13 protein-coding genes are annotated in these 15,055 nt (G+C 52.5%); 8 read left to right on the top strand and 5 right to left on the bottom strand.

Annotation, left to right across the window (positions count from 1 at the left end; translation table 11 throughout):
• Positions 1-153: 153 nt before the first annotated feature.
• From FOA19_RS18595 to FOA19_RS18575, 5 genes are all read right to left on the bottom strand, one after another.
• Positions 154-1,374 carry a pyridoxal phosphate-dependent aminotransferase gene (locus FOA19_RS18595; protein ID WP_149092345.1) on the bottom strand — a complete coding sequence of 407 codons (1,221 nt, stop codon included), beginning with the start codon at positions 1,372-1,374 and terminating at the stop codon, positions 154-156.
• Between the two features lie 200 nt (positions 1,375-1,574).
• The gene (locus FOA19_RS18590) at positions 1,575-2,504 is read right to left on the bottom strand and encodes a transglutaminase-like domain-containing protein (RefSeq protein WP_149092344.1); all 930 of its coding nucleotides are present in this window, start codon (positions 2,502-2,504) and stop codon (positions 1,575-1,577) included.
• 419 nt (positions 2,505-2,923) lie between these two features.
• On the bottom strand, positions 2,924-4,552 hold the full coding sequence (locus FOA19_RS18585) for an acyl-CoA carboxylase subunit beta (protein ID WP_149092343.1): 1,629 nt from the start codon (positions 4,550-4,552) through the stop codon (positions 2,924-2,926).
• A gap of 184 nt (positions 4,553-4,736) precedes the next feature.
• A complete protein-coding gene (locus FOA19_RS18580) occupies positions 4,737-5,747 on the bottom strand; it encodes an MlaD family protein (protein ID WP_149092342.1) in 1,011 nt (336 codons plus the stop codon).
• A 14-nt stretch (positions 5,748-5,761) separates the two neighbouring features.
• Positions 5,762-6,448, bottom strand: a complete 687-nt coding sequence (locus FOA19_RS18575; RefSeq protein ID WP_394344107.1) for an N-acetylmuramoyl-L-alanine amidase family protein — start codon at positions 6,446-6,448, stop codon at positions 5,762-5,764.
• Between the two features lie 157 nt (positions 6,449-6,605).
• Here FOA19_RS18575 and FOA19_RS18570 point away from each other — a divergent pair, with 157 nt between their 5' ends.
• The 8 genes from FOA19_RS18570 to rplS all read left to right on the top strand — a co-directional run bounded on the left by FOA19_RS18570 (position 6,606) and on the right by rplS (position 14,799).
• Positions 6,606-9,305: a putative LPS assembly protein LptD gene (locus FOA19_RS18570; RefSeq protein WP_190300465.1), complete on the top strand. Its 2,700-nt coding sequence runs from the start codon at positions 6,606-6,608 to the stop codon at positions 9,303-9,305.
• 215 nt (positions 9,306-9,520) lie between these two features.
• A complete protein-coding gene (panB, locus tag FOA19_RS18565) occupies positions 9,521-10,339 on the top strand; it encodes a 3-methyl-2-oxobutanoate hydroxymethyltransferase (protein WP_149092339.1) in 819 nt (272 codons plus the stop codon).
• A gap of 108 nt (positions 10,340-10,447) precedes the next feature.
• On the top strand, positions 10,448-11,134 hold the full coding sequence (locus FOA19_RS18560) for an RluA family pseudouridine synthase (RefSeq protein ID WP_149092338.1): 687 nt from the start codon (positions 10,448-10,450) through the stop codon (positions 11,132-11,134).
• A 357-nt stretch (positions 11,135-11,491) separates the two neighbouring features.
• Positions 11,492-12,226, top strand: coding sequence for an acyl-CoA desaturase (locus FOA19_RS18555; protein ID WP_149092337.1), 735 nt, complete (start codon positions 11,492-11,494; stop codon positions 12,224-12,226).
• A gap of 298 nt (positions 12,227-12,524) precedes the next feature.
• The gene (locus tag FOA19_RS18550) at positions 12,525-13,082 is read left to right on the top strand and encodes a 30S ribosomal protein S16 (RefSeq protein ID WP_149092336.1); all 558 of its coding nucleotides are present in this window, start codon (positions 12,525-12,527) and stop codon (positions 13,080-13,082) included.
• Between the two features lie 11 nt (positions 13,083-13,093).
• Positions 13,094-13,687: a ribosome maturation factor RimM gene (gene rimM / locus FOA19_RS18545; protein ID WP_149092335.1), complete on the top strand. Its 594-nt coding sequence runs from the start codon at positions 13,094-13,096 to the stop codon at positions 13,685-13,687.
• Complete coding sequence (trmD, locus tag FOA19_RS18540) at positions 13,674-14,363, top strand: tRNA (guanosine(37)-N1)-methyltransferase TrmD (RefSeq protein WP_149092334.1); 690 nt, start codon at positions 13,674-13,676, stop codon at positions 14,361-14,363. Before rimM ends, trmD begins: the two co-directional genes overlap by 14 nt.
• 82 nt (positions 14,364-14,445) lie before the next feature.
• Positions 14,446-14,799, top strand: a complete 354-nt coding sequence (gene rplS / locus FOA19_RS18535) for a 50S ribosomal protein L19 (RefSeq protein WP_123127567.1) — start codon at positions 14,446-14,448, stop codon at positions 14,797-14,799.
• Positions 14,800-15,055: the final 256 nt, after the last annotated feature.

Here is a 15,055-nt window from a genome sequence, read left to right as displayed (position 1 = left end):
GGATGAACTTAATAGCTTTTTTTGCCCAATGCCGAGATTCCGTTTGGGGCATGTTTTCTGAAAAGGAGCCTTAAACAAGGAAAGCAAGCGCTATCAAGACCTTCACCCCTTCATTGCGCTTAAGTCCGGTGTCGGCTTAGGCTCAAAGGTGCCTTATACCACCATGGCCCCATCATACTGCTTCAGGAACTCGGCTAGTTTGTCCAGGGTAAGGGCCAGTTCCTCGGCCATGGGCAGGTACACTACCCTAAAATGATCTGGTTGGGGCCAGTTGAAGCCGGTGCCCTGCACCAGCAGCACATGTTGGTCAATCAACAGATCCAGCACCAGTTTCTCGTCTGACTGGATGTTGAACTTCTTGGTGTCAATCTTAGGGAACATGTAGAACGCTCCTTTGGGCTTCACGCAGGTGATTCCCGGGATGGAGGTCAGTTTCTCGTAGCACACCTCGCGCTGCTTGTACAACCGGCCGGAGGGCAACACCAGATCAGTGATGTTCTGATAGCCGCCCAGCGCCGTCTGGATGGCGAACTGCGAGGGCACATTGCTGCACAGGCGCATGCTGGCCAGGGCGTTGAGGCCCTCCAGGTAAGAAGTGGCGATGGCTTTGTTCCCGGAGGCTACGAGCCAGCCGGCCCGGAAACCGGCGGCTAGGTAATTCTTAGACAGCCCGCTGAAGGTAAGGCACAGCACGTCTTCGGTGAAAGAGGCGGTGGAATGGTGCACTACCTCATCGTAGAGAATCTTATCATAGATCTCATCGGAGAAGATGATGAGTTTGTGGCGTTCAGCAAGCTGTACAATCTGCTGCAGCACCTCGGGGGGGTACACGGCGCCGGTGGGGTTATTGGGATTGATGATGACCAAGCCTTTGGTGCGCGACGTGATCTTGCTTTCCATGTCCTTCAGGTCTGGGTACCAATCCGAGGTCTCGTCGCAGAGGTAGTGCACGGCTTTGCCCCCGGATAAGGTCACGGCGGCCGTCCAGAGCGGATAATCCGGCGCGGGGATCAGGATCTCGTCGTCATTGTTCAGGAGGGCCTGCATGCTGAGCATGATAAGTTCGCTTACGCCGTTGCCTATGATAATGTCGTCTTCGTGCACGTTGTAGAGGCCTTTGCTTTGGCTGTAGTGCATGATGGCCTTACGGGCCGCGAATACGCCTTTAGAGTCTGTGTAGCCCTGGCCGTTGCGCAGGTTCACCATCACATCGTGCACAATCTCATCTGGGGCCTCAAACCCGAAGGGCGCCGGATTGCCAATGTTGAGCCGGGTAATGTGATAGCCTTTCTTCTCCAGGTCTACTGCTTTTTCAAAAATGGGACCTCTTATCTCGTAGAAAACATTGTCTAAGCGGGTACTCTTCTGTATCATAATGCAAGCATGAAAGAATAAAGATAAGGATATCCCTTAGCCCAGGAAATTTGTTTTTGGCCTGTTTTCCCTGAATCACCCAACAAACCGCCTCAGGACTGATGCAAAAAGGCACAAAAAAAGCCACTCCCGGCGGAGTGGCTTTCTATAAAAAATGCGCTGTGCTTTGGGTTCTGTTTCCCTAAAACAGGCCCTAAACGCTAGCGGTCTTCTTCATCGTCTTCCTCTTCGTCATCGTAGCCATCCTCGTCGTCCGGCTCCCCTTCCTCGGGTTGGCTGGCGTTGGTCACCTGTTCATCGCCCAGCACATCAATGAGTTTCTCGATCTCGGTGGCTTTCTCGGGATCGTTGAGTTTCTCGTACGACAGGGACAGGTTCCGGAGGGCGCGCCGCACGATGTCAATGGGCGAGCAGGGCTCATAGAAAATATCCACAGGGCTCAGGTTCAGCTGCAACAGATAGTTGTCTATGTCGCTCTTGGAGAGAATGAGGCCGCGGTTGTACACGTTGATGTAGAACTGCGGAATGACCTCACTCTTGAAGGTTAAGATGAACAAATTAGGCAGGTTCACGCCGTACACGGGCAGCCCCAATTTCTGGGCCAGGGTCATGTAGATGACGCAAAGCGTGAGCGGATTGCCGCGCTTGCTTTCCAGCACCTGGTTGATCATGGAGTTGTTGGGCGCGTGGAAATTCTTGGTATTCGCCGAGAAACGGTGCAGTTTGAAGAGCACGTGGTTCAGGGCTTTGACCTGGTCATAAGGGTGCATCTCGGGGCGCACGTTCACCCAGGCTTCGTAGTAGAGCTCGGCCAGGGGCTGCATGATCTGCTCCAAGGTAAGGTCGGGGTACTGGTAGGTGCTTACCAGCCACATACCGCGCACCAGATCGGTGGCGCCTTCTTCTTTCCAGGTTTTGAGGCGTTGCGTGAGGGAGCTGTACTGCAGGTCATGGATGAGTTCTTCCAGCTTTTTCTGGTGCTCGGGGTCCAGGCTCTCTTCCCAGGCTTCCTCCAGAAACGGCGTGATGGTGTCGCCTAACTCCACAATTCTCTGATGCACGTGCGCCACCACATCCGGGTCCTCGTCATCCAGCAGCGAGATGAGCGCCTTTATCTCTTTATTCGTCAAGGTAGATCAGTTAAGAATTTAAAATTAGGAATTAAGAACCAAAACTGCCGAATCTGTTTCAAAACAAGCCCGGCGGTTTCCGAAATTCCTTCTCCTGAGAACGGGATTTAGAGCAAAAGCGTTTCCCGGCTGTTTTCCCAAAATCAGCCCTTAAACGAATTTGACCTCCCAGATTCGAGCCGGAAGGTCAAAAATTCTTTCGTTTTCGTTATGCTGATTCTTGTTTCTTACCTCAAGGTTCGGTTTACAGAATTGGGATGAAATGAATGCCCGCCTTTACCTACCCCTCCGAGGAGGGGAATATCAGATATCTTAAGATTTAAGACCAAGGCCTGTCCAAATACAAAAGTGGGAAATCACCTCCTGGGAGGGGTAGAGGTGGGTTTCTGCGGCGTGAAGAACCTCATTCCTAATTAACCTCAGGTTTGGATTACGCCCACGTTGAACGGCTTGGTGATAGGTGCGTTGTTGGCGGCCTCAATGCCCGTGGAAATCACCTGGCGGGTCTCCAAGGGGTCAATAATGCCGTCTACCCACAGACGAGCCGCCGCGTAGTATGGGCTCAATTGCTCGTTGTAACGGTCCGTGATTTTGTCCAGAAGTTCTTTCTCAGCCTCTGGGGTAATTTCCTCGCCTTTTGCTTTCAAAGACGCTACCTGAATCTGCAGCAGCGTTTTCGCCGCCGAGGCGCCACTCATCACCGCCAGTTGGGCGGTAGGCCAGGCGTAGATCAGGCGCGGGTCATAGGCTTTGCCGCACATGGCGTAGTTGCCCGCGCCGTAGCTGTTGCCCACTATGATGGTGAACTTAGGCACCACACTGTTGCTCATGGCGTTCACCAACTTAGCACCGTCTTTGATGATGCCGCCGTGCTCAGCCTTGCTGCCCACCATAAACCCACTCACGTCCTGCAGAAACACCAGCGGAATCTTCTTCTGGTTGCAGTTCATGATAAAACGGGCCGCTTTGTCAGCGCTATCTGAGTAGATCACGCCGCCCATCTGCATCTCGCCTTTCTTGCTTTTCACAATCTTGCGCTGGTTGGCCACAATGCCCACGGCCCAGCCATCGATGCGCGCAAGGCCGCAGATGAGGCTCTGACCGTATAAGTCTTTGTAAGGCTCAAACTCAGAGTTGTCCACCAGCCGCAAGATGATGTCCATCATATCATAGGGCTTCACGCGGTCCTGCGGCAGGATTCCGTAAATCTCCTTCGGGTCCAGTTTTGGCTGTGCCGAGGTCACGCGGCTGAAACCAGCTTTGGGATTATCGCCCATTTTATCGAAAATGTTCCGGATGTGGTCCAGGCACTCCTCGTCGGTCTCGAATTTATAATCGGTCACGCCGGAGATCTCTGAGTGGGTAGAGGCGCCGCCCAGGGTCTCGTTGTCGATGGTTTCGCCGATGGCCGCTTTCACCAGGTAAGAACCCGCCAGGAAGATGGAGCCGGTACCCTCCACAATCATGGCCTCGTCGCTCATGATGGGCAGGTACGCGCCGCCCGCCACGCAGGAACCCATGATAGCCGATATCTGCACGATTCCCTCGGAACTCATGATGGCGTTGTTGCGGAACATCCGCCCGAAGTGCTCTTTGTCTGGGAAGATCTCGTCTTGCATGGGCAGAAACACGCCCGCGCTGTCTACCAGGTAAATGACCGGCAAACGGTTTTCCATGGCGATCTCCTGCGCCCGCAGGTTCTTTTTGGCGGTGATAGGGAACCAGGCCCCGGCCTTCACCGTGGCGTCATTGGCCACCACCATGCACTGCCGCCCTTTCACGTAGCCAATGCCGGCCACCACGCCGCCGCCCGGGCACCCGCCGTACTCTTTGTACATGCCCTCGCCGGCAAAGGTGCCTATCTCCAGAAACTCAGAACCCTCATCCAGCAGGTAGTTGATGCGCTCGCGGGCGGTGAGTTTGCCTTTCTCGTGCTGCTTGGCAATGGCTTTCTCGCCGCCACCCAAGGCTACTTTGTTATGTCTGGCTTTAAGTTGGAAAGAAAGCTGCTTGAGGCTGTCTTCGTTCTTATTGAATTCAATATCCATAAATCTACAGAAAGCGGGTGGTTAGGGGTTAGGTCCCATGCGGGGTGTACAAATATAGCAAAATTCAGAAAAGGCTAACACTTGTTAGGAAATTGCATTCCCTTTACGGAACCGCATAAAAAAGCGTTTCGGGGCCGCTTTTAAGAAAACGGCCCCGAAACGCTTTTGCTGCTGACAGAGCAGGTTATTTCTTGGTGTCTACCGTGCCCGTGTTCTCCACGGTCTCGGCGTTCTTCACCTTTCCGGCTTCCTTCACCGTTTTGGCTTCTTTCACTTTGGTGCCGCCGCCAATCAAAGAGAAGTGCACGTACCGCTTGGGATTGGCTTTCAGGTCCATGAGCAGCTCGTTCAGGCTGGCGCTGGAGGCATTGAGGTTGCTGTAGAGCGAGTCATCGTTCATGAGCTTGCCCAAACTGCCGTTGGCCTGGTTGATCTTGGCCATGGTCAGCTGCGCCTGGTAGATGGTGCTGTCCAGTCCCCGGATGGCGCTGTTCATGGAGTTGACGTCGATGGTGTCTGTAAGGGTGTTGAGGTTTCCGGCCAGGCGACTGAACTTGGCCTCAGTGCCCCGCAAGGATGCCGTAAGCCGGGCCAGGTTGCTGGTGATTTCGTTGATGTTGCCCTGGTTGGCCAATGCCACCGCTCTCAATGTTTCAGAAGTAGCCTGGGCGTTGAGCAAAATAGACTGTATGCTTTGCTTCGCGTCTTTGTCCAGGAAGGCATTGAGGCGCTGCAAAGTGGTGTCTACGGTTCCCAGCACCGGCATGGCCCGCTGGGAGAGCATATCGGTGATGCTGCGCTTCACGAAGGGAATGAGGTACTCGCCGCCCTTGTAGCGCAGTTTATTCCGGCCCATGTACAGTTCCACCGCCTTGCTGCCCAGTAAGTCTGAGCTCACCAGCATGGCCACGGTAGAATCGCCCACGTCAATGTCTTTGTCAATGTCCAGGGTTACCAGAATCTTGTTGCCTTTTTTCTGGTCCAGCACCATGTTTTTCACCAAGCCTACCCTGAAACCGTTGATGAGCACCGGGTTAGAGACCGCCAGGCCTTCCACAGAGTCATAGGTGACGTAGAAAGTACGCGTGGAGGAAAGGATATCGCTTCCTTTTAAGAATATAAAGCCCACGTAGAGTGCCGCCAAAGACACAAGGCCCAGCAACGCTACTTTGAGTTCTTTGGAAAATTTTCCCACAGAGGTAGATTAAATTAGTTCATGGCCTCAAGTTCTTGCTTGTAGTCCTTGAAAGCCCGGTATATGCCTGATGCAATATACGATTGGTTGGATTTATCGTTGAGGTACTTCTCTTCCGTTGGATTGGTCAGGAACCCGATCTCAATCAAAGTGCTGGGCATAGCCGATTTCCACAGCACCAGGAAGCCCGCCTGCTTCACGCCGCGGCTGGAGCGGCCCACCTTGGTCTTGAACTCCCGTTCCACTTTCTGCGCGAACCGGAGGCTGTTGTCAATGTAGGCACTTTGGTACAAACTGAAGAGGATGTGGCTCTGCGGCGACTTGGGGTTGAAGCCGTTGTAGTTCTTCTCATAGTCGTCTTCCTGCAGGATAACGGAGTTCTCGCGGGTGGCGACGGCCAGGTTGCTGCTGGACTTGTGCAACCCCATGGTGTAGGTCTCGGTGCCGAAGGCGTTGCTGGGCCCAGAGTTGCAGTGGATGGAGATAAACAGGTCTGCGTGGTTTTTGTTCGCGATGCCGGCGCGGTCAATGAGCTCCACAAACCGGTCGTCTTTGCGGGTGAAGATCACCTTCACATCGGGCACGTTCTCCTCAATGAGCTCGCCCAACTTGAGCGCCACCTTGAGGGCGACTTCCTTCTCGCGGGCCGAGGCCCCGTTACAGCCCGTGTCCTTTCCGCCGTGGCCGGCATCAATTACCACAGTTCGTATTTTTACATCCTTCCTGTCAAAAGTGGTGAAGGAACAAAAGAGTAAAAAAGCAAAAACGGTAAGAGAGACAATATTTTTCACAGGATGCGTTAGTTAAAAGCTATTGTTAATAACTTTGTCCTAGTTAACAAAATAACAAAAAATTTACTTGAATCAGAAGAGATCCCTCCTGTTTTTGGCAATCGCCGCTATGAACGTGATTGCCTTTTTTTCCGCTACGGAGGGAAGCGCGCAAATTCGTCCTAACCGTAATCGTGCCAATTTAATTCCGAAGCCGGATTCCATTGTGGTCTCCTCTCCTGATACTGCTAACGCCAAAGCCAAAGGCGATATTGAGACCACCATCAATTATAAGGCGAAGGACTCTATCCGCTACGATGCCGTCAGTCAGATCATGCACCTGTACGGCGACGCCCACATTGACTACGGTGAAATAGCCCTGGACGCCGGATATATCCAGATCAACTGGAAAACCAACATTATTGACGCCGAGGGGATTTTGGACTCTGCCGGGGTTCTCCAAAACAAGCCTCTTTTCAAAAACGGGGCGGAAAACTACCAGGCCGAGAAGATGGCCTACAACTACAAAACCAAGAAGGGCCGCGTGATTGGGGCCGTGACCACGCAGGGCGAGGGCTACATCCACGCCGAGACCATCAAGCGCGACTCTCTGGGCAGCATCTACGGCCGGCACGCCCGCTATACCACCTGTGACCTGGAGCACCCGCACTTCTACATCAAAGCCTCCAAGATGAAGGTGATTCCCAATGACCGCGTGGTGGCCGGGCCTTTCCATTTAGTCTTCGCCGATGTGCCTACGCCTATAGGCTTGCCATTCGGTTTTTTCCCTTCGCCGCGTAAAAGAGGCTCCGGGGTCATCATCCCTACCTTCGGGGAGTCTAACCAGCAGGGCTTCTACCTCCGTGACGGTGGTTTCTATTGGGCCATGAACGAGTACATGGACATGCGCATCACCGGCGATATCTTCTCTCTGGGGGGTTACGGGGCGCGGGTGCAGTCTACCTATACCAAGCGCTACAAGTTCAGCGGGAATTTCTCTGTGAGCCACACCTATAACCGAGGAAGTGAGAACATTGGGGCGGGCTTGAGCACCGATGCCATCTATAACTACAACACAGACTCCCGCGACATCTGGATCAGTTGGAGCCACCAGCCCATCACGCGGCCCGGCAAAGGCCAGTTCTCAGCGAGCGTGAACGCCGGTAGCCAGTTCTACAACCAACGGAACTCCACCACGGCCCAGAATGCCCTGTCACCGGCGTTCAACTCCACGGTTTCTTACCGCAAGAGCAGCCCGAACTCGCCTATCAACTACGGCGTGACCATCTCCCAGAGCCAGACCACCAGAACCCAGTTAAACGAAAATAATGAACGGGTGCCGGTGCAGCAGATGAGTTTCACCCTGCCAGATTTCAGTTTCGGGGTGGCGAGCCAAAGCCCCATTGAGTGGTTTGGGGGTACTATGACCGGCCGCTGGATTGAAGGCATCAGGATTGGGTATTCTTTGAACGCGCGCCAGTACGTGACCAACAACATCTCGGCGGGTTCCAGCCTGGGCTTTCCTTTTACTAGAGAAAGAGTCAGCGACACCGTGATCGCCATCAACGGTTCCAACCTGGGCCAGATTTTCCGGAACGCCCGTACCAGCATCAACCATGACATTCCCATCACCCTGGGAACGGTGAGCCTTTTCAAGCACTTCAAGGTGACGCCGGGCGTGAGCTACAGCGAGAGCTGGTTTACCAAAAAGTACACCTACCGCAATATTCCGGGGTCTAACCTACTGCAAGCGGATACTTCTAAAGGCCTGCACCGCACTTACCAGTACCAAGGAAGCTTGTCGTTCTCCACCAACTTGTACGGCATCGCCCAGATCAAAGGGAAGAAAATTGAGGCCATCCGGCACACCATCACGCCGAACGTTTCCTACAGCTGGCGCCCTGATTTTGGTCGGGAGGAATACGGTTTTTACCAGCGGGTGCAGCGCGACAGTCTGGGCAACACGCAGCTACTGTCAAGGTTCCAGGGCTTGGAAGGCAACGTGCCGGGGCCAGGTTTGAGCAGTGCGCTTTCTTTCTCCATCAGCAACAACGTGGAGATGAAAGTAAAAACTGATAGTGCGGGCGTGTTCAAGAAAGTGAGCCTGATTGATGCCTTCAACCTATCGGGCTCCTACAACATGGCCGCCGATTCCTTCAAGCTCTCCAACATCAACGTGAACATGTCTACCAAGCTGTTCAACAACGTGGGCGTGACGGTATCAGGGAGCTTTGACCCGTACCAATACATCAATGGGGTAAGAAGAAACATCTACTTGGCGCAATCTGGAGGTTTCAGGCTGGCCCGCCTCATGAACCTGAACTTCAACACCGGGTTTGAGTTCAACCAGCAGGCCCGCAAGCAGCAGGCCGCCTCAGGGGCACCGGCGCCCACCAACCTACCGGCGCTGGAGCGCGTCCTCACTGCCGCCGATTACGTGGAGTTCAACATTCCCTGGACGCTCTCGGTGGATTTGACCTCCAACTTCACCCGAGACAACCTCACCGACAAACTGGTGAACAACGCCACCTCGGCGGGCATCAACGGTTCGGTGACCCTTACCGAAAAATGGGCCATAAACTACACCACCAGCTATGATCTTAAAAACCGGATCCTGAGCTACACCAACATCGGGATTGTACGTGACCTGCACTGCTGGCAGATGTCCATTGACTGGGTGCCGTTTGGGGTGTTGCAACGCTACTCCATCAACATCAACGCCAAATCTGCCCTGCTGCAGGACTTGCGCATCCGGCGCAGCAGCAGCGCCACCGGCAGACCTTACTAAGCCAAAAACAGAGCGGCCATCTTCTTCAAGATGGCCGCTCTGTTTTTGGTCTCTTTTCTGTAAATCAGCCCTGAAATACACCAACGCCAGAGGGGCAAACGTAATAGACGGGTATCTTTCCCCCAGTTCACCGGCAAAGAATTTCTGGTTTTTTATTCCTGATTCCTAAATTCCCACTCCTTACCTTTGCCCAGGCTAATACCCCAACTATTGTTATGTCGGTTCAGAAACGCGAGGTAAAAATCATTACCACCCACCAGCTGCAAAGCATGAAAGTACGTGGCGAGAAAATCTCCATGCTCACTGCGTATGATTTCTCCATGGCCACCTTACTGGATGCCGCCGGAACAGATGTTTTACTTGTGGGCGATTCTGCCTCCAACGTGATGGCCGGCCACGAGACCACACTGCCCATTACCCTGGACCAGATGATCTATCATGCCTCCTCGGTGGTGCGGGGTGTGAAGCGCGCGTTTGTGGTGGTGGACCTCCCGTTCGGTTCTTACCAGGGAAACTCCTCGGAGGCCCTGCGTTCCGCTATCAGGATCATGAAAGAATCTGGTGCCCACGGCGTGAAGCTGGAAGGCGGCGAAGAAATTAAGGACTCCATTACGCGTATCCTCAGCGCCGGCGTGCCGGTGATGGGACACTTGGGCCTTACCCCGCAGTCTATCTATAAATTCGGCACCTACTCGGTGCGTGCCAAGGAAGAAGCCGAAGCCGAAAAACTCCTCTCCGATGCCCGCATTCTGCAGGAACTGGGCTGTTTTGCTATTGTGCTGGAGAAAATCCCGTCCGCCCTGGCTAAACGTGTAGCCGAGGAACTGGAGATTCCCATCATCGGGATCGGAGCTGGTCCGCACGTAGACGGCCAGGTGTTGGTGATTCATGACCTGTTGGGCATCACCAAGGAATTCAAACCCCGCTTCCTGCGCCGCTACGCCGAACTCCATGAGATCATCACCGGCGCCGTGAGCAACTACATCCAGGACGTGAAATCCCTCAACTTCCCTACCGAAGAAGAAGCTTATTAATTGTTCATTGCTGATTGTTGATTGTTCTTCGTGGTATAACAATCAGCAATGAACAACCAACAATTTTCCGCTTTTCGCCTCTTCTCTCAAAAACAGCTTAAAAACCGAATGCCTGCCCCCTTCAAGCTAGACGTACTTTTTGAAGACAACCACCTGCTGGTGGTGAACAAACCTAGCGGAGTGCTGGTGCAGGGCGATGAAACCGGTGATGTGCCGCTCTCAGAGTTGGCGAAGGAGTACATCAAGGAGAAATATCAGAAACCGGGCAACGTGTTCATTGGCGTGGTACACCGTTTGGACCGGCCGGTAAGCGGCGTGGTGCTCCTGGCCAAGACCTCCAAAACTCTCACTCGCCTGAACGAACAGTTCAAAACCCGGAAAACGGAAAAAATTTACTGGGCCATCACGCAACGGGCTCCGCAACCTGAGGCCGGAACCCTAGTGCATTGGCTTGTCAAAGACGCCGAGCGCAATACCACCAAAGCTCTCACGAGTGAAAAGCCGGGCAGCCAACGCGCCGAACTCAGCTATTCTTTACTTAAAGGCGCCAATGGCAAATACCTGGTAGAGGTTCGGCCCGTCACCGGTCGGCCGCACCAGATACGGGTACAATTAGCCTCGCTCAAATGTCCCATCCTGGGCGATCTGCGGTACGGCGCCCCGGAGCCGCTGCCCAACAAAAGCATCGCCCTGCACGCGCGCGAACTGGGTTTTGAGCATCCCGTCCTGAAAACCTGGGTCTCTGTACAGGCTCCTCTTCCCCGCATTCCGGCCTGGCAACCTTTCCAGCCCTAAGCTTTCCCTCTGTTCAGCCTTCTTTAAATTTCAGATCAGGTTTCTGTTTGCTCAAGCAAGTGCAAGTTTCTTAGGGCCGTGCCGTTTCTAGTTTGAAGTCAAAGCAATTATCAGTCATTTTTATAAAAGCAGACATAAAATAGCCAAAGGAAAACTTCAGCCAATTACCTGTTTAAGGGATTTGGCAAACCAAGAAGGAAGAGCAAAAGATGATTCTTATCACTTTTGCGCAAAATACAGGTTTGTCATTGCAGCGTTTATAACTTGCGTTGTAGCTTTGTGAACTTATTTACGGCAGGGCTGTTCTCATACTGCCTGCCGCTGTTAGGCGTAAACTATTAATTGCAATCACCCAGCATGATTATCATCCTCTTTTTCGTAGCACACTGGTACCTGTCGCTGTTTGTGCAGACCTTTTACCTCCACCGCTACGCCGCGCATAAAATGTTCACCATGAATGCGTTTTGGGAGAAGTTCTTTTTCCTTTTCACCTACATCAGCCAGGGCTCGTCTTTCCTGTCGCCCAGAGCATATGCCATTCTGCACCGGATGCACCACGCGTTCTCAGACACGGCCCGTGACCCGCATTCGCCGCACTTTTCCAGCAATGCCTTCACCATGATGTGGAAAACCAAGAACATCTACAACGATGTCTTGAAGAACAGAGTGGAACCAGAGATGCGCTTTGATGGCAATTACCCGGTTTGGCGCCTAGTAGAAAGAATTGGCGATCACTGGGGTTCCCGACTTGCGTGGGGTACTTTCTACGTGGTTTTCTATATTTACTTTGCCGAGTACTGGTGGATGTACCTGCTGTTGCCTTTGCACTTCCTGATGGGGCCTCTGCACGGCGCCATCGTGAACTGGAGCGGTCACAAATACGGCTACCAGAACTTTGACAACAACGACAAATCAAGAAACTCGCTTTTCTTTGACTTTTTAACCGGTGGCGAGTTGTTCCAGAACAACCACCACAAATTGCCTAACCGCGTGAACTTCGGGGTGAAATGGTGGGAAGTGGACCCAACTTACCCTATCATCTGGACCCTGGATAAAGTGGGCATCATCAAATTGAAAAAAGCTACTGCTTAACCGCAGCTCAACATAAAAGCAGAAAGGCGCTTCCTAATCAGGAGGCGCCTTTCTGCTTTATACCGGCTATGCGTTAAGGTCCGCAGTTCCATTATAAGTAACTATTTAAATTCATTATCCTTAAAATCGATCTAAAAACAACGGTCTAGTTTATCTCCTACTTTCAAAAACTTCAAATCATTCCTTTTCAAAAGGCCACAGTCTCAAATCTTTAAACTAATAGTAGCAGTTTCAGAATTATTGCCGTACATTTGCACCCCAATGCCGGACGGGATCCGGCGCTTTAACAAAGTTTACTATGGCTGTTAAAATCAGACTGGCCCGCAGAGGCCGCAAAAAAGCTGCAATGTACGATATCGTAGTTGCAGATGCTCGTGCACCACGTGATGGTCGCTTCATCGAGAAATTGGGTACTTACAACCCACAGACAAACCCTGCCACTATCAACTTCAACGAAGACAAAGCGTTGGATTGGGTATTGAAAGGCGCTCAACCAACTGACACCGTGAAAGCCATGCTTTCTTACACCGGGGTTATGTTCAGAAAGCACTTACAGATTGGTGTATTGAAAGGCGCCGTGACGCAAGAGCAGGCTGATGCCCGCTATGCAGAGTGGAAAGCCGCGAAAGATGCCAAAATCAGCGGTAAAGTAGAGAAAGTAGGAAGCGACAAAGCTGCCCAGAGAAAAGCTGCTTTGGAAGCTGAGGCTAGAGTAAACGCTGCCCGTGCAGAAGCCATCCGTTTGAAAAACACGCCTGAGCCAGTAGCCGCTGAAGAAGCTCCGGCTGCAGAAGGCGATGCCACTGAAGGCACCGATGCTCCTGCCGCAGACGCTACAGAAGAAGCTCAAGCTTAATTTTACCAGCCATGACGTTAGACGCATGCTTCCAGTTGGGGTATATTGTTCGCACGCATGGCACCAAAGGCCAGGTAGTCGCGTTTTTTGACGTGGACTTTCCGGAAGAGTACGATGAATTGGAATCAGTTTTCCTGTTGATAAACGGGAAACTGGTTCCTTTTTTCATTGATGACCTCAACCCGCAGGACAAAGGCAAAAGCATCATCAAGTTTGAGGATGTGAACACCGTGGCCGATGCCGAGAGACTCAAAGGCGTAGCCCTCTACCTTCCCCTGAACCAACTGCCCGAGCTGGAAGAAGACCAGTTCTACTTCCATGAGGTGATTGGCTACACAGTGGTAGATGAACAGTTAGGCGAACTGGGCACGGTGCAGACCTTCTTTGACCTGCCTAACCAGGATCTGCTGGCCATGGATTACCAGGGCCACGAGGTGCTGATTCCGGTTCAGGACGAGATTATCCTGCGCACCAGCAAAGAGGAGCGTAAGATCTACGTGAACCTGCCCGAGGGCCTTCTGGAAGTGTACACCCAACCCTCTAACCGCCAATTGGAAGAACCGCCCCTGGAGGGCGAGGAAGACGAAGACGATGACGCGGTTTGATATCATCACCTGCCAGCCCCACCTGCTCACCGGCCCCTTTGACCACTCTATTCTAAAAAGAGCCCAGGACAAAGGTCTGGTGGAAGTACACCTGCACGACCTGCGCAAATACGCAATCAACAAGCACGGCCAGATTGACGACTACGCCTTTGGCGGAGGCGCCGGCATGGTGCTCATGGTGGAACCCATTGCCAAGTGCATCAGGGAACTGCAGGCCCAGCGCACCTATGATGCGGTGATCTACATGACCCCAGACGGCCAGACGCTGAACCAGCCCATGGCCAATCGGTTGTCCATGCTTAAGAACATCATCATCCTGTGCGGACACTACAAAGGCGTGGACCAACGCGTGCGCGACCTGTTTGTGACCCACGAGATCAGCATAGGCGACTATGTGCTCTCCGGCGGAGAACTGGCGGCTGCGGTGTTGGCAGATTCCCTTATCCGGTTAATACCCGGAGTATTGAATGACGAGAGCAGCGCGCTCTCAGACTCTTTCCAGGACAATCTGCTGGCGCCTCCGGTGTATTCCAGGCCCGCTGATTTTGAAGGACATACCGTTCCAGACATCCTGCTGTCTGGTAACACCCCCAAAGTAGAGGAGTGGCGGTTTGAGCAGGCCGTGCAGCGCACTCGCCAATTACGGCCGGATTTGCTGCCCGATGAAAAAAATTAGTACTTGTTGATTTACAATTAGAAAAATAACGTCTATATTTGCACTCCGAATTTTGCAGATAAAAAGACACTATATTATAGTCATGAGCGATTTAATTAAATTAGTAGAGCAGGAATACACAGAGAAGCGTGCCTCAATTCCTACTTTTGCTGCTGGCGACACAGTGAACATTCACGTGAAAATCCGTGAAGGTAACAAAGAGCGTATCCAGCAATTCCAAGGCGTGGTGTTGCAACGCAGAAACTCCGGCGCTAGCGAGACTTTCACTGTAAGAAAAGTGTCTAACCAAATCGGAACCGAGCGTATTTTCCCGCTTCTTTCTCCAAACATCGAGAAAATTGAGGTAATCCGCAGAGGTAAAGTTAGAAGAGCTCGTCTGTTCTACCTGAGAGGTCTTTCTGGTAAAGCCGCTCGTATCAAAGAAAAAAGAAGCTAATACCTACTGGTATAGATTACCCTATAGTTTTAGTTCCGAAAAAGCCGATCTCCCCGAGATCGGCTTTTTTGTTTTCTTGCCTGGCCGGAAAGGTTTATAGGCGGGCGAAAAGAACGTAATCCATCCTTCGTTCTTAAGAAATTCTAGGCAGTACAACCACTGCAGTTTTCACCAGGTAAGGAGGCGGGTGGGGCGCGGTCCGTAAATCAATACCAGACGCCGTTGGCAAGATTCGTAAATTCTATTGGACACCATC

Source organism: Rufibacter hautae (assembly GCF_008271695.1).
In the GTDB taxonomy this organism is placed as follows: Bacteria; Bacteroidota; Bacteroidia; order Cytophagales; family Hymenobacteraceae; genus Nibribacter; species Nibribacter hautae.
This window is presented reverse-complemented; position numbering and strand designations above follow the sequence as displayed.

What these genes read in the sequence shown, in the direction of transcription:
- trmD (WP_149092334.1), top strand. Translation starts at nt 13,674, where the DNA reads ATGACGCGGTTTGATATCATCACCTGCCAGCCCCACCTGCTCACCGGC.
- FOA19_RS18585 (WP_149092343.1), bottom strand. Translation starts at nt 4,552, where the DNA reads ATGGATATTGAATTCAATAAGAACGAAGACAGCCTCAAGCAGCTTTCT.
- rimM (WP_149092335.1), top strand. Translation starts at nt 13,094, where the DNA reads ATGACGTTAGACGCATGCTTCCAGTTGGGGTATATTGTTCGCACGCAT.
- FOA19_RS18560 (WP_149092338.1), top strand. Translation starts at nt 10,448, where the DNA reads ATGCCTGCCCCCTTCAAGCTAGACGTACTTTTTGAAGACAACCACCTG.
- panB (WP_149092339.1), top strand. Translation starts at nt 9,521, where the DNA reads ATGTCGGTTCAGAAACGCGAGGTAAAAATCATTACCACCCACCAGCTG.
- FOA19_RS18555 (WP_149092337.1), top strand. Translation starts at nt 11,492, where the DNA reads ATGATTATCATCCTCTTTTTCGTAGCACACTGGTACCTGTCGCTGTTT.
- FOA19_RS18595 (WP_149092345.1), bottom strand. Translation starts at nt 1,374, where the DNA reads ATGATACAGAAGAGTACCCGCTTAGACAATGTTTTCTACGAGATAAGA.
- FOA19_RS18550 (WP_149092336.1), top strand. Translation starts at nt 12,525, where the DNA reads ATGGCTGTTAAAATCAGACTGGCCCGCAGAGGCCGCAAAAAAGCTGCA.
- rplS (WP_123127567.1), top strand. Translation starts at nt 14,446, where the DNA reads ATGAGCGATTTAATTAAATTAGTAGAGCAGGAATACACAGAGAAGCGT.